Annotated in this window: 5 protein-coding genes; all 5 read left to right on the top strand. The window is 53.8% G+C overall.

The window, feature by feature from the left end:
* The first annotated feature begins 20 nt into the window (after positions 1-20).
* The 5 genes from ACKKE8_RS25355 to ACKKE8_RS25335 are packed head-to-tail and all read left to right on the top strand — an operon-like array spanning position 21 to position 19,018.
* Positions 21-1,271, top strand: coding sequence for a hydroxymethylglutaryl-CoA synthase family protein (locus tag ACKKE8_RS25355; protein ID WP_409175456.1), 1,251 nt, complete (start codon positions 21-23; stop codon positions 1,269-1,271).
* On the top strand, positions 1,271-2,035 hold the full coding sequence (locus ACKKE8_RS25350) for an enoyl-CoA hydratase/isomerase (protein WP_409175455.1): 765 nt from the start codon (positions 1,271-1,273) through the stop codon (positions 2,033-2,035). Before ACKKE8_RS25355 ends, ACKKE8_RS25350 begins: the two co-directional genes overlap by 1 nt.
* A gap of 6 nt (positions 2,036-2,041) precedes the next feature.
* Positions 2,042-2,788, top strand: a complete 747-nt coding sequence (locus ACKKE8_RS25345; RefSeq protein WP_409175454.1) for a polyketide synthase — start codon at positions 2,042-2,044, stop codon at positions 2,786-2,788.
* Positions 2,789-2,810: 22 nt separating this feature from the next.
* Positions 2,811-8,660 carry an SDR family NAD(P)-dependent oxidoreductase gene (locus ACKKE8_RS25340; RefSeq protein ID WP_409175453.1) on the top strand — a complete coding sequence of 1,950 codons (5,850 nt, stop codon included), beginning with the start codon at positions 2,811-2,813 and terminating at the stop codon, positions 8,658-8,660.
* Positions 8,657-19,018: an SDR family NAD(P)-dependent oxidoreductase gene (locus ACKKE8_RS25335; protein WP_409175452.1), complete on the top strand. Its 10,362-nt coding sequence runs from the start codon at positions 8,657-8,659 to the stop codon at positions 19,016-19,018. Before ACKKE8_RS25340 ends, ACKKE8_RS25335 begins: the two co-directional genes overlap by 4 nt.
* Positions 19,019-19,030 lie beyond the last annotated feature (12 nt).

The following is a 19,030-nucleotide window of genomic DNA, read 5'->3' as shown; positions in this document are numbered from 1 at the left end:
AACGGAGAAGGAGAATGGCCTTGACTCAAGTTGGAATAGAAGCGATGAATGTTTTTGGCGGCACTGCTTTTTTGGATGTCCCGGAACTTGCAGCAAGGCGTCAATTGGATAATGCCCGGTTCGAGAATCTGATGATGCTCGAGAAAACCGTTGCCTTGCCTTACGAGGACCCAATTACGTTTGGTGTCAATGCCGCGAAGCCGATCGTGGATTCGCTGTCTGAAGAAGAGCGGAACCGGATCGAACTGGTGATTACCTGCACGGAATCCGGTATTGATTTCGGCAAATCGATGAGCACGTATATCCATCATTATCTCGGCTTAAACCACCGCTGCCGGATGTACGAAATCAAGCAGGCCTGCTATTCGGGAACAGCAGGCCTGCATGCCGCAGTTAATTTTATTCTCTCCGGCACATCCCCGGGGGCCAAGGCGCTGGTGATCGCTACGGACATATCTCGTTTTTTCGTGGCTGAGGGCGGGAGCTCGCTGACCGAAGACTGGTCCTATGCAGAGCTAAGTGCGGGAGCTGGAGCTGTTGCCCTTCTGGTCAGCGATACACCGTATGTCTTCCAAATCGATACGGGCGCGAGCGGTTATTACGGTTATGAAGTGATGGATACGTGCCGTCCGATGCCGGACAGCGAAGCAGGCAATTCCGATTTGTCGCTGTCCACGTATTTGGATTGCTGCGAACAAACCTTTATGGCCTACAAATCGCGGGTGCCTGAAGCCGACTATAAAGATACGTTTCAATATTTAGCGTTTCATACTCCCTTCGGCGGTATGGTGAAGGGCGCGCATCGCACGATGATGCGAAGAATCGCGAAGGCCAAAGCGCCGGAGATCGACGCGGACTTTAATCAACGTGTACTTCCTGGCATTCGATTTTGCCAGCGTGTCGGCAATATCATGGGCGGCACCGTTTTCCTGTCACTGGCGGGCCTAATCGAGCATGGGACATTTGATACGCCCAAGCGGATCGGCTGTTATTCGTACGGCTCCGGCTGCTGCTCGGAATTTTACAGCGGTGTCGCCACAAGTCAAAGCCAGGAGGCACTGCGTAAATTCAAGCTAAGCGAACGTCTGCAGGAGCGACGTCTGCTCGGCTTTGACGAATATGAAGCGATGCTGAGAAGCGGTCACGGCATCCGGTTTGGAACTCGTAACGCGAAGCTCGACTTGCAAGGGATTCCCGCATCTGTACGGGGCGAGCAGCGGCTCTACCTGGAAGAGATCCGGGACTTCCATCGGATTTACAGGTGGCTGTAATGGAGTTTAAGACGCTACATGTTCGATATCAGGGAACCGTATGCTTTATCAAACTGCACCGGCCCGAAGCGGACAACGCGATCAATGACCAGCTTGTCGAGGAACTGGGCTGCGTGCTGGACCAATGCGAGGAAGAAGTGACGGTTGTCGTGCTGGAAGGTCTGCCTCATGTATTCTGCACGGGCGCAGATTTCCAGGAGATTCACGCCCATATGGCAGAAGGCCGATCCATACGAAGCAATCCTGAACCTCTGTATGCGTTATGGATGAGAATGCGCACCGGACCGTACATCGTTCTTTCTCACGTCAAGGGTAAGGCAAATGCCGGGGGGCTTGGCTTTATCGCCGCAAGCGATGTCGTTCTGGCGGACGGGACGGCCCAATTCAGCCTGTCCGAGCTGCTGTTCGGCCTGTATCCCGCTTGTGTGATGCCGTTTCTTATTCAAAAAACGGGCATGCAGCGCGCGCATTATATGACGCTGATGACGCAGGCCTTCGATGCGGAAACCGCACTCCGCTGGGGGTTGATCGATGCCTGGGAGCCGGAAAGCGAGTCGCTGCTGCGCCGTCATCTGCTTCGATTGAAGCGTCTGCCGAAGGCAGGGATTGCGAAGTACAAACGCTATATGATTGAGTTGCAGCCTTTAATCCGGGAAGGCAGGGAGCTGGCAATAACTGCGAATCAAACCATGTTTGCCGACCCGGATACGCTCGTAGCTATCTATAATTTTGTCAATAAAGGCCAATTTCCATGGGAAGGTTGATGTGTAATGCAACCGGTTGTAGAGCTGCGTGAAATCGAGCCGGGTATCGCACTGATCACAATGCAGGACCGCGTATACAAAAACACGTTCTCCGACGACCTGGTAAAGGGTTTGGCGCATGCTTTCCTAACTGTAAAGGAAACAGAGCGGTATAAAGCCGTTATTTTGACCGGGTATGATACTTATTTTGCTTCCGGCGGGACGCAAGAAGCTTTGCTTGCCATTTTCGAAGGGCAATTGAAATTTACGGACAGCAACATTTACAGCCTTGCGTTGGAATGTCCGGTTCCCGTCATATCCGCTATGCAGGGCCATGCGATCGGAGGCGGGTTTGTGATCGGATTGTTTGCCGATTTTGTTGTCATGAGCCGTGAGAGTGTCTATACGGCCAATTTCATGAAATACGGCTTCACACCGGGAATGGGCGCAACGTACATCTTGCCGCGAAAGCTGGGATTGAGCCTGGGCAATGAAATGCTGCTCTGCGGTAGCAATTACCGCGGGGCGGATCTGGAGAAGAGAGGCGTGCCTTTCGCAGTCCTTCCCCGGGATCAAGTGATGAGCCATGCTCTGGAGCTGGCGCGGCAGCTCGCGGAAAAGCCGCGCCTTTCGTTGGTTACTTTGAAGGACCATCTGGTTGAGACGGTGCGAGCCGAGCTCCCGAATTATATTGCGAAAGAAGTCGCGATGCATGAGCAAACCTTCCATCAGACAGAAGTTCGGGACAAGATTCTGTCCTTATTTGGTAAATAGCGAACAGGCAGGGGGTGTGAGGGTGAATATTCAAGAGATACTTCGCGCTTTGCAAGCGGGAGAGGTTAGTTCTGAAGATGCTAAGCATCGAATTATGGCGCTGAAGGCTGGAGACGGGAGGAAAACCCCGTCTTCAGCAGACCATGCTGATTCCCGCAGTCCGGAACCGGAGAAGGCGGGATTGAAAGTCGACAGCCAGCAGTCAGCGAAATCGGATTCTGCCGGCCTGGTTGTGTCGAACGTTCATCACATCAGCGAGGTTTCTTTGCGGCCATGGTCTGTATCGGAGCCCGGCTTTGGTGAAATGACGATACAAGTCATGGCGTCGGCGGTTAATTTTCCGGATATCATGTGCGTAAACGGGCTATATCCGACGATGCCCGACTATCCATTCGTGCCGGGGTTTGAAGTAGCCGGAATCGTCACACGCATCGGCAAAGGCGTAGAGGACTTCCAGATCGGCGATGAGGTCATCGCTCTTACAGGCAGGCAGCTGGGCGGCCATGCCAGCGAAGTGAACGTTGCCGCCGCTAATGCCGTCCGGAAGCCTGTCAACATAACGTTTGAAGAAGGGTGCAGCTTGCCTGTTGTTTTCTCCACAGTTTATCACGCTTTCGAGACAGGGAAGCTTGCGCCCGGCGAGCAGGTGCTCATTCAGACGGCGACAGGCGGCTGCGGCCTTATCGCCCTGCAGCTGGCGAATTTGAAAGGCTGCAAGATTTACGGCACGAGCAGCAAAGCCGATAAGCTCGCCCTGCTTGATAGGCTTGGCGTTACTGCGGCGATCCATTACAGCGCCTCGCCCTTTGATCGGGAAATCGCCTCCTTAACCAATGGCCGCGGGGTTGATGTTGTGCTTAATATGCTGTCCGGGGACGCGATTCAGAAGGGCTTGAATTGTTTGGCCCCTTCAGGCCGCTACCTGGAGCTGGCCGTGCATGCGCTGAAGACGAGCGGAAATCTGGATCTTTCCGGACTTGTACATAACCAAACAATTCATAGCATTGATTTACGGCGGTTAAGTGCCCAAAAGGGATTTAACAAGGAATTGCTCCATGTGATGGTTGACCTGCTTCAAACGGAGAAAATCGTACCCATTGTGTCCAGGATTTACCCCTTTCAGCGAATTCAAGAGGCACTTGAATATGTCAGCCGCGGACAGCATATTGGCAAAGTCGTCATAAGCCGTACGGCGGAGGACATGACGGACCAGACCGACGAGCTGATCGAGCGGATGCGAAGGCAGAAAAGTCAGAGGCAGGAATCCTTTGGATTGCACAGTGCACAAGTGGCCGTCCGTAGCCAGGAAGATATGCCCAAGGAGAAAAGCCGGAAATCGCCCGATATGGATGGCATTGCCATCATCGGGATGTCAGGCCAATTCCCCAAGGGCGCTAATATTGACGAATTATGGGACAACATTTGCAAAGGTGAAGATTGCGTATCCGAGATTCCTGTAGAACGCTGGCCTCTCGAGCGATACTACGATCCCGATCCGAAGAAGCCGGGCAAAACATATTCGAAATGGATGGGCGTCTTGGAGGATGCAGACAAATTTGATCCGTTATTTTTCCAAATATCGCCCGTGGAAGCGGAATACATGGATCCGCAGCAGCGGCTATTCCTGGCGAACAGCTGGGCATGCATCGAGAATGCCGGACTGCGTCCGTCCGACTTGTCTGGCAGCCGCTGCGGGGTCTTTGCCGGATGTGGCACCGGCGATTACGGACGTATGGATAGTGGAGAAGAGCTCCATGCGCAAAATTTGATGGGGACCTCGGTTTCCATTTTAAGCGCACGCATCTCCTACCTACTGAATTTGAAGGGTCCCTGCATGGCGATCGACACCGCTTGCTCCTCATCGCTTGTCGCGATTTCAGAGGCTTGCAGTAGCTTGCTCCTGGACAATTGCGACATGGCGTTGGCCGGCGGCGTTAATGTCATGAGCGGACCGGCCATGCATATTATGACGAGCAAATCCGGGATGCTGTCCAAGGATGGGCGCTGCTATACGTTCGATAACAGGGCGAACGGATTCGTTCCGGGGGAAGGTACGGGCGTGCTGCTGCTTAAGCGGCTGTCCGACGCGGTCCGCGACAAAGACCCGATTTATGCCGTCATACGCGGCTGGGGTGTTAATCAGGACGGGAAGACAAACGGAATTACAGCGCCCAGCGCCGCTTCCCAGGAAGAGCTGGAGAAATCCGTCTTTGATAAATTCGGCATTAACCCGGAGACCATTTCGCTTGTCGAAGCACATGGTACAGGAACAAAGCTCGGCGATCCGATCGAGGTCGAAGCCCTTACGGCATCGTTCGCCGCATATACGGACAAGAAGGGCTACTGCGCACTCGGTTCCATTAAGAGCAATATCGGTCATTTGCTCGCGGCATCCGGCGTATCGGGCGTCATCAAGGTTGTACAGTCGCTTAAGCACCGTATGCTGCCGCCAACCATTCATTTCGATTCCTTGAATGAGCATATCCGACTTGATGGAAGCCCCTTCTTTGTAAACACGTCCTTGAAGAAGTGGGAGATCGAATCTGGCATTCGACGGGCCTCCGTCAGCTCCTTCGGGTTTAGCGGAACGAACGCCTATATGGTCATTGAGGAATACAATCCGGAATCGCCCGGACATTCGGCCCCACCTATGGATCAACCGCTATTATTCCCGGTATCGGCCAAGACCGAAGATCAGCTGGACGACGCTGTCGCATCCCTTAAAGCCTTCCTTCTGCGGGAAACAGACATCTGTTTGTCAGATGTGGCGTTGACGCTGCAAGCGGGGAGGGAAGAGATGGATGTCCGTGCGGCGTTCACGGCAAACACGAGGGAGGAGCTACTGCAGGCAATGGAGGACCATTTGCTGCGGAGGCCTTCTTCTTTTGTATTCTCTGGGAAAGTAAACAGGCGGCAAATAAGGAATGCGCTCGCATCAAGCGAAGAACTGCTATCGGAGCATGAGACCGGTTCCTCTCAAGAGGTAAAGCTTGCCGATGCAGCAAAGAAGTGGGTGCAGGGCTTACAAGCGCTGCCTTTGGTGAACGGGGGGAAGCGCATCCACATGCCGACCTATCCGTTTGCGAAGGAGCGGTACTGGCTTGAAGCAAAGGCATCGGACCGGGAAGCGCTCCATACGAAGATTTCGACTGAGCGTCTTCATCCGCTTGTGCACAGAAATACGTCGGTGTTAGGAAAGACCCGGTTCAGCGCTTCTTTTACAAATGAGGACACGCTGCTGCGAGACCATGTTGTCGCCGGACAGCCTATCATGCCAGGAATGGCCTTCCTTGAGATGGCCCGCGCTGCAGTCGAGCTTGCGACTGATTACGTGGATAAGGGACAGGCCATTACGCTGGAAAATGTGGTATGGCTGCGGCCTTTTATTGCGAAAGAGACGGCCGGACACATTCATGTTTCCTTAACGCAGGAGGGTGACAACCAAGTTTCATTTTGTATTCTGGCAGAACCTTCGAAGGCTGATGCGGATGAAGGCCCGATTTATAGCAAAGGGACAGCTGTTATTCATGCGGCTTCTGTCCATCCTCAGCTGGACGTGCAGGCCATTCGCGCCCAATGCTCGGTCGCAAAGCTGGATACGGAAACGTGCTACGGAGCTTTCGAAAATATGGGAATTGCATATGGTCCAAGTTATAGAGCAGTAAAGACGATTGAAATCGGCGAAGATTGTGCGATCGCTAAGATTCATTTGCCGGCCGCGATGAGTGACGAGACGCAGTGGATTGGATGCAATCCGGTATTGCTCGACGCTGCCGCTCAGTCCACGATCGGCTTCGCCCTGCACAGTCATGGACGCCAAATCGACGCTGAGGCAAACGGGCCCTATGTGCCATTTGCGATTCAGGAGCTTACGGTCTACCGTCCTTGTCCTTCAGTGATGTGGGCGGTCACCCGTATAAGGAAAACAGGAGCTTCAGGAGATTTGCTGCGCGTCTTCGATATCGATTTGTGTGACGAGGAAGGCTATGTTTGTGCGGCCATGCGGGGAATGACAACCAAGAGTGCAGGGAAATCAGGGGCCTGGAGCTTTAACCCCCATCAAGCCGAGACTGATGGTTCTCACCGATTACCTGATGGATTGCTGCTGCTTCCTACCTGGGAACTTGCCGCATTCAGCGAAGCACCAGCCCTGCAGCATGTTCCGGATGCCGACATCGTGATCGGCGGAACGCCAGAACAAATAAATCAAATCAACCACAGGTATCCCGCGGCTCAGCTGCTGTCGTTTGAAAACGAAGCTTCGATTGAGGATATGGCTCAGAAGCTGAGCAACTATAACGATCTGAAGCATATTATATGGATTTCGCCGGTTCATCCGATTCAAACCGTGCGGGACGAAGGTATTATCAGCGAACAAAAGGATGGGGTATTCCAGCTATTTAGGCTCATAAAGTCACTGCTCGAAATCGGCTTCGGATCGAGGTCCTTGCACTGGTCCATCATCACCGTGGAGGCTCAGCCGATTCTTACAGGCGAAACATCTGGCTTTGCACATGCCGGTGTCCATGGTTTGGTCGGGTCGATGGCGAAGGAATATCCGAGCTGGAGCGTACGTCTATTTGACATAGGCCTGAAGGACGAACTGCCGTTAGACGTTCTGCCATCGCTGCCAAGGGATGCCAAGGGAAACGCATGGGGCTACCGAAAAGGCAGTTGGTACAAGCAGATGCTGGTTCCTGTCAAAAGCTTGCCGATGGAGCGTACCGCTTACCGACACGGCGGCGTTTATGTCGTCGTCGGGGGAGCCGGAGGTATTGGCGAGGTATGGACCGAGTATATGATCCGTACCTATCAAGCACAAGTCGTGTGGATTGGCCGCAGAGAGATGGATGAAGCCATTCGGGCTAAGATCGCACGGTTAGGGGATCTTGGACCAGCGCCATCCTATATCCGGGCGGATGCGGCAAATTTGGCATCGCTCCAGGAGGCCTACGAGACGATAAAGTCGCGGTATACGCGTATTCATGGCATTGTTCACTCCGCGATCGTCCTGCTCGATCAAAGTTTGGCAAAAATGGACGAGCAGCGGTTTGAAGCGGGGTATGCAGCCAAAAACGACACAGCTGTAAGAACAGCTCAAGTATTTAATCGTGAACAGTTGGATTTTGTTTTGTTCTTTTCATCCTTTAATTCGTTTCTGAAATCGCCTGGCCAGAGCAATTACACAGCCGGGTGTACATTTAGCGACGCTTTCGCAGCGAAGCTCGCCTCTGAATGGTCTTGTGCCGTCAAGACGATCAATTGGGGGTATTGGGGAAGTGTGGGGACGGTTTCAACCGAGGCTCTCCGCGAGAAAATGGCCCGGATCGGAATGGGGTCCATCGAGCCGGACGAAGCCATGGACGTCGTGGAAAGACTGCTTGCTGGGAAGGTGAATCAACTGTGTTTCGTCAAAACGACCAAGCCGCTGCATATGGAGGAAACCGCCGCAGCCCAGCATATAACGGTTCTGCCTGAACGCTTCGGATCAGTCATCAGCAGGATCAAAAGTGTCTTCGCTCCGGCTCCCTTTCAAGACCTCTCATCTGCAGCACGACCTATAGAGGAAGAGACGGGAAGCATCCCGGATGCGAAGCAGCGGGCAGAGGTGCTGTCTCTCGTGAGGGAAGCGGCAGCAATGTTCTTGAAGGTCGACGAACAGGACATAGAACCCGACGCGGAATTAGCGGAATACGGCCTTGATCCGGTTAAGATGGGTTTACTCACGGAAATGCTCAATCAACGGCTCGGAATAGATGTAACGCCGGAGCTGGTCATCCGGCACCGGAGCTTTAGGGAGCTGGCGGATAAGATCGCAGATATAAGAGGGAAGTCGGGTGTATCGCAATGGACGAAAGGAGCGGTCAGGTGAACGATATGGAGGAGAGCATACGGGATGTGAAACGCCTGGAAGAAGAGGTTCTGGTCAAGCTTCTTTGGGTGCAGCTGCAAGCTGCCGGCTTCTTTAACCGAGAGCGGCAATCCAAGGAGGAGTTGGCCGGATTGCTGGGCCAATCTCGGCTTTACGACAGATGGTTGGAGACTAGCATCGAATATTTGCTTCGCTATGGCTTTATATCGGAGGTTGTCGGCGAATACGTCGTCGATCCGAATCGGAAAGAAGATCATGCAGCCGTCTGGGCCCAATGGGATCGGCATTTGGAGCAGTGGAGGCATCACCCGGATTCCGGCGCGCAAATGATCCTTGTCGACGCTGCACTCCGAGCGCTTCCACAGGTGCTGTGCGGAAATACGGCCGCTACGGATATTATATTCCCGAACGGATCGATGACGCTTGTCGAGGGTGTCTACAAAAACAATCATATCGCGGATTACTTCAACAAGATCGTATCGGATCTTACGCTTGCTTTTATTAGGGAGCGGGTTCAAGAAGATCCTGATGTCCGCTTGCGCATTTTGGAAATCGGCGCAGGAACGGGCGGAACAAGCGCACGGGTGCTGGCCGGACTTAAACCGCTACAGGAGCATATTGCAGAATACTGCTATACGGATATTTCTCAAGCGTTTTTGCTTCATGCCCAGCACGAGTACGGACCGCATTACCCGTTTTTGACCTATCGTCTATATGATGCCCAGAAGCCGGCGGCGGTGCAGGGCTTCGAGGAAGGCGTATTCGATCTTGCGATTGCAACCAATGTGCTACATGCAACCCGAAATATGAAGACAACGATCCGAAGCGTCAAGACGGTCCTGAAGCGCAGCGGTCTGCTGCTCCTCAATGAAATGAGCAGCAGCAATCTGTTCATCCACCTGACGTTCGGTCTGCTTGAAGGCTGGTGGCTGTATGAGGATCAAGAGCTTCGGATGCCGGGATCACCGGGCTTGACCCCCAATTCGTGGCGTTCGCTGTTGGAGGAGGAGGGCTTCCTCGATGTGTTTTTCCCTGCTGAGCATTCACACGGTCTTGGACAGCAGATTATAGCAGCCGAAAGCAACGGTGTAATCCGGATACGAAGTCAAGAGGATGCATCGGATAACGCTGAAGAAGAACAACCCCAGCGGAAGCCGATTGCTCCTACAACACTGCCCGCCCAAAAGGATGAACAAAGCCAGGAGGTGCTCCGCGAGAAGGGGAGAGAACGACTGAAGGCGCTCATCTGCGAAACGCTGAAAATTCCATACCAGCGCATGGAAACATACGTGTCGCTAGAGACATACGGAATCGATTCGATTCTAGTCGTGCAGCTTACGGAAGCACTCCGGCCTCATTTCGCCAAAATAAACAGTACGCTATTTTTCGAGCACTCAACGATTAATGCGCTAGCCGACTATTTGCTGCAAGCCCATCCGGAGGAGATGCTTCGTTTCACGGGAATGGAGAGACAAGCAGTAGGCAGCTCAATTTTCGATACGCAAGAAGTGCCCGATAGCAATCTACCGCCAGATCGTCATATGGAACCAGCAGCACTTGAGCCGATCAACGAACAGCAAGCGATTATCGAAATGTCGGAGAGCGAAGCGGCAGGCAAACAGGATGTGGCGATCATCGGCTTGGCCGGACGTTATCCGGGGGCACGGAATGTAGAACAGTTCTGGGAAAACCTTAAACACGGAACAAATTGCATTACCGAAATCCCATCCGACCGGTGGGATTGGAGACTCTACTACGACGAAGAGCGGGGCAAGGAGGGCGCTGTCTATAGCAAATGGGGCGGATTCCTGGACGATATCGACAAATTCGACCCACTATTCTTTCAGATTGCGCCCAAGGAAGCCGAACGAATGGATCCGCAAGAGCGGATTTTTTTGGAAAACGCTTATGCGAGTATAGAGGATGCCGGTTATACTCCGGAACGTCTAAGCCGTTCCGGGAAGGTTGGTGTTTTTGTCGGGGTAATGAACGGCAATTATTCGACTGGGGCGAATTTCTGGTCCATTGCAAACCGGCTATCTTATCTTATGAATTTCCAGGGGCCGAGCCTGGCTGTCGATACGGCATGCTCCTCCTCGCTCACTGCGATCCACCTTGCGCTTGAGAGTATCTATTCCGGTACCAGCGAATGCGCGATTGCGGGCGGCGTTAATTTGATCGTAGATCCCGTCCACTACAAGAGGCTAACTTCGATGAATATGCTCTCCTCCGGCGATCAATGCAAATCCTTCGGTGCACAAGCCGACGGATTCGTCGATGGAGAGGGTGTAGGCGCGGTTGTCCTCAAGCCGTTGCATGCGGCGATTGCGGACGGCGATCATATTTACGGCATCATAAAAGGAAGCATGCTGAATGCCGGCGGCCGGACGAACGGCTATACGGTACCCAGCGCTTCCGCTCAAGCGCAACTGATCCAAGACGCATTAAAGCGGTCTGGCGTACATCCGGGTGCCGTCAGCTATATCGAAGCTCATGGTACTGGAACGGAGCTCGGTGACCCGATTGAAGTCGAGGGGCTGACACGAGCATTCTCGCCGCTGACCGGAGAACATGGCTATTGTGCGATCGGATCTGTTAAATCGAATATCGGCCACTGTGAGAGCGCGGCCGGCATAGCGGGACTGACCAAGGTGCTGATGCAAATGAAGCATGGACAGCTTGCGCCGACTTTGCACGCGGACGAAGTGAACCCGAATATCGCCTTCGAGCGGACGCCTTTTGCGGTGCAGCAGCGGCTGACGGAATGGAAACAGCCCGTCGTCGTCTTGAACGGGGAAACGATCACGTATCCTCGTATCGCCGGCATATCCTCCTTCGGTGCCGGAGGAGCGAATGCCCATCTTGTCGTCCAAGAGTTCACAGAGAAGGCCGAAGACCGTCCGGACTTGGCACAGCACGCTTCAATCATAGTTTTATCCGCGATGAACGAGGAGCGTCTGGAAGCGAACGTCCGCCAGTTCTCCGAAGCCATCGGGGCAAGGACATGGCGGAATGAGGAGCTTGCAAGTATTGCGTTTACGCTTCAGATTGGACGGCAGGCAATGGAGGAACGTTTAGCCTTCACCGCAGCGTCAATTGTGGAGCTAAAGGAAAAGCTGGAACAGTACAGGATGTATGGCGCCGGCCCCGGCATTTATCGTGGACAGGTTAAGCGGGGAAGAAATTCGTTTCAAGCACTGGCTGCGGACGATGATATGCAGACGGCGATTGATGCCTGGTTTGCCAAGGGAAAGTACAGCAAGCTGCTTGATCTTTGGACGAAAGGGCTCGAAATCGATTGGCAGAAGCTCTACGGCGGCAAACCTCCGCGCAGGGTGAGCCTGCCGACTTATCCGTTTGCCAAGGAACGCTATTGGCTCGCTGCTTCTAAACCGGATGCGGTTAAGGTCCCTTTTGAAGTGATGACGTTTCAGGAAACGTGGCAGTCGGCTGAATGGAAGGAAGTGCTGTGTGAACAGCCGCGGACGGTCGTTTGCTTCCTTTCGGATTCACACCGTCAACTAGAGCTGACGGAAGCCGTTAACCGCTTAAGTCCGAAGACGAAGCTGGTTTTTGTGTCACGTTACGAGGGCGGAGCGTTGAATACATGGCCGCATTCCATAGATAAGTGGGATTCATCCGGCTTCGGACGTGTGCTGGCGGACGTCAACCGGACAGAGGCGGTAGAAGCCATTCTGTTTTTATGGCCTTTGGAGACAGTGCCTTCAGCTCAAATGACGGACGAACTAACCGCTCTCATCCAAGGGATGCATGCCTCTGGTCTTACATCGATCAGGCTGCTGGCCGCGGCGGTGTGCTCCACGGATATCGAACGCTGCCATGCGGAGTCTTGGATCGGCTTTGAGCGTTCGATCGGCCCGCTTATGAAGGATGTGCGGATGTCTGTTCATCTCTTTACGGACGGTTTTCAGGCGGAACGCAGTTCGGGTCGAAATCTTTGGGAGTCGTTGTGGATGGAGCTTGGACAGGACAAGATGCGAAGCTCTTTATATGCAGGGGGAGAACGGCATGTTTGTTCCGTGCGCGAAACCCAGCTTCAGCCGAAGGCGACCAAATTCCGCCGGGGCGGCATTTATCTCATTACAGGCGGCTTCGGCGGAATCGGCATGGTCGTTGCGGAGCATTTGGCCAAAACGTATCAGGCCAAGCTTATCCTGACTGGTCGGTCATCCATTGATGCTCGCAAAAGATCGATGATGAAAAAGCTTGAAGCGGCAGGCGCCGCCGTATTCGCGATCGAAGCGGACGTATGTGACTATGCCGCCATGAAGCAAGGACTTGCTGAAGCTCGGGCTGCTTTATCGGGAAGCATAAACGGCGTTATCCATGCAGCCGGTACGGAAAGCGGCCGTAGCATTCTGGAGAAGAAAACGGAGCAATTCCACGAAGTCATACAACCGAAGATTACCGGCACGCTCCTGCTCGATGAGCTGCTTCAAGAAGAACGCGAGCTTGATTTTGTTGCTTACTTTTCTTCGATATCCGCTGTACTGGGCGATTTCGGATCGTGCGATTACGCTGTCGGTAACCGGTTCATGACCGCATACGCGGAGCGGGCTTCCCGCGTTCGCAGGGGAGATCGACGACATGGTGGGTCGATTGTTTCCATTCAGTGGCCGCTGTGGAAGGATGGCGGCATGAGTGTCGGGGATCCGGCTATGACGAAAATGTATCTTCAAGCAAGCGGCCAGCGTGCCTTGGAAGCCGAGCAGGGGATCGCGCTGCTTGAGCTTCTGTTAGCACAGGATGAGCCCAATCATCTTGTGATGGTTGGGAATCGGGAGAGCGTCCGCCGCTCTCTAGGTCTGGAGCCGGCAGCTGAACAGGAAGCGGTAAAGCCGCTGAAGGCGGAGCCGTTGACATCAATCGCGAAGCGGGCAGAACGTGCCGAGTCGAATGTAGAGCAGCTGCTGGAGGAAGACCTGAAGGCGCACATCAGTCGAATAGTAGCGATCCCGATTGACCGGATCGACAAGGAACAGTATTTTTCCGATTTCGGCTTCAATTCCATCAGCTTTGCCGAGCTGGCTTCATCGCTGACAAAGCATTACCACATTGATCTTACGCCAGCTGTCTTCTTCTCCTATCCGACCGTGGAGAAGCTTATCCATTTTTACTTGCGGGAGCATTGTGACGAGCTGACCGGGTTTTACAAGGACAGATATGAGCTTCGTCCTGATGATGGACTGGATTTTCATCAGGAAGCGGCTGCTCTGGAATCCGTTCATACGGAGCCAGCTAAACCGATTGAAGAACCCGCCGCTGCGGTTGAAACACAAAGCCATCCATTTCCGGAGCCCATCGCGATTATCGGCATGAGTGGACGGTTTCCTGAGGCCCGTTCGGTTGAAGACATGTGGCGTATTCTCCGGGAAGGCCGCGATGTGGTTCAGCCGATGCCGGAAGAACGAAGCACTCTCATGAACGGTGAGAACTGGACGTGCGGATGGGTGCCGGGCGTCAGCGAGTTCGATCCTGCCTTCTTCGAAATCTCTCCGCGCGAGGCGGAGATGATGGATCCAAGGCAGCGACTGTTATTGCAGGAGTCGATGCGAGCGCTGGAGGATGCAGGATACGGGAGCAAGCAGCTGCGGGAAGGAAATATCGGCGTATTTGTCGGAGCCGAGGATGGCGACTACCAGTTTATCGCTAAAGGGGCAGGCAGCGTGACATCCACGAACAATGCGATTCTGGCATCTCGCCTTTCGTACTTCCTTAACCTGAGCGGACCTGTTATGTCAATCAATACCGCTTGTTCCTCCGGGCTGGTCGCCGCCCATCAGGCATGTGTCAGCCTTCGCAACCGTGAATGCGATACGGCTATCGCTGCCGGTGTTAACCTTATGCTGACGCCGTTGTATTTGAACGGGATGAGGGAAGCGGGCATGCTCTCGCCGGACGGCAAATGCTATGCCTTTGACAACCGGGCGAACGGTATGGTACCGGGCGAGGCGGTCGTGGCCGTCGTGATGAAAAGATTGTCTTTGGCGGAGAAAGATGGCGATCCGATTTATGCTGTCATCCGCGGCAGCGGCATCAATTATGATGGCAAAACGAACGGAATTACGGCGCCGAATGCAGCAGCACAGGCCCGCCTCATCCGTTCGGTGTACGAGCAGGCCGGCGTGAATCCAAAGCAGGTCGAGTATATCGTTACGCATGGAACGGGTACAAAGCTGGGGGATCCTGTCGAGATCCACGCGCTTCAGGAAGCGTTTAAAGGGGCAGCGTTGAATGAAAGTACATGCGCGTTAACCTCTCCCAAAACTAATTTTGGTCATAGCTTCGCAGCTTCTGGCCTGGTCGGCCTCGTTAATCTCGTCCAGGCGTTCCGTCATGAGACGATACCTGCAAGTCTTCATATGGATAAGGTAAACGATTATATTCGATTTGAAGGGAGCCCGTTTTATGTGAACCACGAGCCGAGGCCATGGCGTTCCAGTTCAGGCGCGCCGTTAACCGGTGCCGTAAGTGCGTTCGGCATGAGCGGTACGAACGCCCATTTCGTCCTTCAGAGCTACAACGAGAAGCGGCACAGCAGCAATTCCGGTCAAACAGCGTATTATATGCTTCCCCTTTCAGCAAAGAGCGAAGATGCGCTTTTGCGGAGAATAGAAGATATGCGCCATTACATGGCGAGCCAGCCTGCATCGGTGGAATTATCACAAATTTGCCTTACGCTTCTCGAAGGCAGACAGCCGTTTGCTTATCGCTGCGTAATCGTTGCCTCCAGCAAGGAGGAAGCGGTAGAAGCCTGGTTGGCTGCGGCTGAGAAGCGGTCTGCCCCGCACATTTTGTTCGGACAAGTAGAACGGATGTTTAAAGCCGACAAGGCGAAGGAGCAGGAAAGGGTCGATTGGCTTCATAAAATCCAGTCTATGGACAAGGCTTCGAGTGAATTCCGGGGAGCATTGATCGCGCTGGCAGAGTTATACTGCCAAGGCTATAGCCTGGACGGGGATTTATTATTCGGGGACGAGATGCAAAGTCGTATCCATTTGCCGGTATATCCGTTCTCTCGGGACCACTATTGGGTGCCGGGAGAACGGCTTGAGGTCTCAAGCGGTGCTTCCGCAGACTCCCTTAAGCCCGATACGACACGTTTGCTCTGCAAAGAATGGATAGAAGAGCAGGCAACGGCCGAAGGTGAATCGCCAGGTAAAGTCGCTATCGTTACTGAGGATGGAACCCGCGAGCTTGCGATGGAGCTTAAATCCCGGCTTCCCGGCGCTGTCGTCCTTCATCCTCGTCAACTCGATGAGATGACAGCGGGAGAGGTCGAGGAGATGGATTTCGATGCTTGCATTGACCTTTTAGGCTGCAGCAGCGAAGCGGATCGGAATCTGGAAGGATTGCCTTGGCTCCAGCGGCTAATAGATGTAAGACGAAGCAAAGGGATCAAATTGATCGGCGTAACGAAAGGTCTTGAGCGATTCCGCAGCGATGCCGTGCGATTACCCGGAGCTTGCAGAGCCGGACTATACCGTATGCTGCAAAGCGAATACGCCAATATTCATTCCAGGCATGTCGATCTGGATGCTTCAGATAATGGTAAAGCCTGGGCGGAACAATTGATTGCTGAACTGCATTGTAACAGCGAGTGGCCGGAAATTTGTTACCGCAAATCCGTACGTTACCGCGCATACCTACGGGAGCAAGAGACGGTACAGAATGCCAAGCCGTTTTCGTGGCCGGAGGGGCATGTGCTGTGGATTACCGGCGGAACGCGGGGACTAGGTGCATTGTGTGCACGCCATTACGTTGAAACCATGGGCGTGAAAAGGCTTGTCCTGCTCGGGAGAGAAGCGCTGCCTCCCCGGGAAACATGGGAATACGAGGCGGTCCAGACTTCACCAATGGCGAATAAGATCCGTTTGGTCAAGGAATTGGAGAAGATAGGGGCTGACGTGCGGACGCTCGCCATCCCGCTAACGGATACCGGTGCACTAAAGCAGGCGCTTCTTGATATTCGAGATGAATGGGGACCGGCAGGAGGTGTGATCCACTGCGCGGGCGTCGGCGATCGGGAGTATCCAGCTTTTGTTCATAAGCCAACCTCTGTTATACGGCAGGTATTGGAGCCGAAAGTGGAAGGCTTAATGTCCGTATGGGAATGTTTCAAGGATGAGCCGCTTGCCTTTTTTGCTCTATTCTCGTCCGTATCGGCGGCTGTTCCATCGCTGGCTGCGGGACAAAGCGATTATGCGATGGCCAATTCTTTTATGGATTATTTCGCGCAGGCTCATGCGAATCAAAAGCCCATTATCAGCATTCAATGGCCGAGCTGGAAAGAATCGGGCATGGGCGAGGTGCAAAGCGGCGCCTTCCTTGCCACCGGTATGCATAGCCTGACCGACCGGGAAGGGCTGAGATTGCTCGATCATATGATTGCAAAGCCGCCGGGAGCGGTCGTTCTGCCTGCTGTCGTTCAACCTGACAAGTGGCAGCCGGAGCGTCTGCTTATGCGACGGCTTGAAAGCAGCCTCACCACGCGGACTCCCGCTTCCGGCCCATCGGAAGTGCGCTTGGAGTCACAAGCATCGCTGCCGGGAGCCGTACGTTCATGGCTGTTGGATTTATTTGCAGCGGAATTGAAGCTTGAGCGATCCAAGCTGGAGCTTCACATACCGATTCAAGATTATGGTGCAGACTCGATCATATTGGCGCAATTAATACGGACCATAAGCCGCACCGTAGGCAAGGATATTGACCCATCGGTGCTTTACGAGCATACGACCATTCAGTCGCTCGCAGATTGGCTGACGGCCTCATACGGCGAGCCGCTGAACCGGGCATTGCTGTCGGGGAGCCAGGAGTGCCAGGAGCATGAACGGTCAATGCCCATTCATGATTTTAGCGATGCTCCTTCAATGCCTGAAGCGGAGATCTCCCGTCAGTCCATTCATCAGGAACGAACCGGCGAGGAGGATATAGCGGTCGTCGGGATGTCCAGCCGATTTCCAGGAGCGAAAGACTTGACTCATTATTGGTCGCTGCTCTCGGAAGGACGAAGCGCGATACGTCCGGTTCCGAAGGAGCGATGGGGGAGCGCCCATCCTTATTATGCAGGGCTGCTGGATGAACTTCGCCATGCCGATCCGTCGTTTTTTCATATTCCGGACGAGGATGCCAGAGCGATGGATCCGCAGGCACTGCTCATCTTGGAGGAAAGTGTGAAAGCGCTTCATCACGCAGGATATAACCGTGCGGACGTAAAAGGAAAGGCCGTTGGCGTTTATATCGGTGCCAGAACCCAGTATTGGCCGGGCGAGGAACTGCTCCTTCAAACGAGAAATCCGATCGTCGCGGTCGGCCAAAATTACTTGGCTGCCAATATATCCCGTTTCTTTGACCTAAGGGGTCCCAGCATGGTGATCGATACGGCCTGTTCCTCTGCCTTGACCGGGATGAGCATGGCCATTCAAAGCCTGCGGAGCGGGGATACGGTGTCCGCATTGGTGGGAGGGGTCAGTCTGCTGAACAGCGACTTCTCGCACAAACTATTCGGTCAGCGCGGCATCCTGAGCAAAAGCTCGACATTTCACGTCTTTGACGGCCGGGCTGATGGCGTTGTACTCAGTGAAGGCGCCGGCGTTGTCCTGTTAAAAACAGTGAAACAGGCGCTGGCTGACGGAGACCGGATCTACGCGGTTATCAAGGGAATCGCCGTAAATAACGATGGGAGAACCGCGGGGCCGGCGGCTCCAAATATGCAGGCGCAGAAGGACGTCATGCTCGCTGCCTTAAAGAAGAGCGGCAGAAATCCGTCTGATGTCTCTTATATCGAAACGAACGGCTCAGGCTCGGAAGTAACCGATCTGTTGGAGCTCAAGACGATCCAGCAGGTTTATGGCAACGGTGGAAATGCCGCTATCGCCTTGGGCTCCATCAAGCCCAATATCGGTCACCCGCTAAGCGCCGAAGGGATTGCGAGCTTCATTAAGGTTGTGCTGATGCTCGATCATGACCAGTTTGTACCGTTTTTATCGGGCGAGATCCCGATGCAGCATTTTGATTTGGAAGCGTCCCCGTTTTTCTTTCACCGAGAAACGAAGAACTGGAGTGAATCGGTTCGAACAGCGGCGATAAACTGTTTTGGCGACGGAGGCACCAATGTTCATGCGGTTATAGAATCTTGGCAGGAAGAGCGCTCAGGCGACGCCATACGGAAGCCACTGCCTTGGCCGGAAGAATGGCAGGAGTGCGGAAAACCGGTAAGCGTATCATCGTCTGATTCGCAGACGGTCAAGAGCCGAACGAATATATGGAAAATGAAAGCGGAAGAGCGGAAGGTCAGCAGTCCGAAATCATTCTGGGGCGGAACTAAACCCAAATAACCCCATAGGGCT

The sequence above is a fragment of the Brevibacillus fortis genome (genome assembly GCF_046196545.1).
GTDB lineage: Bacteria > Bacillota > Bacilli > Brevibacillales > Brevibacillaceae > Brevibacillus > Brevibacillus fortis_A.
The sequence above is the reverse complement of the archived record's forward strand: the minus strand, read 5'-3'. Positions and strand labels throughout refer to the sequence as shown.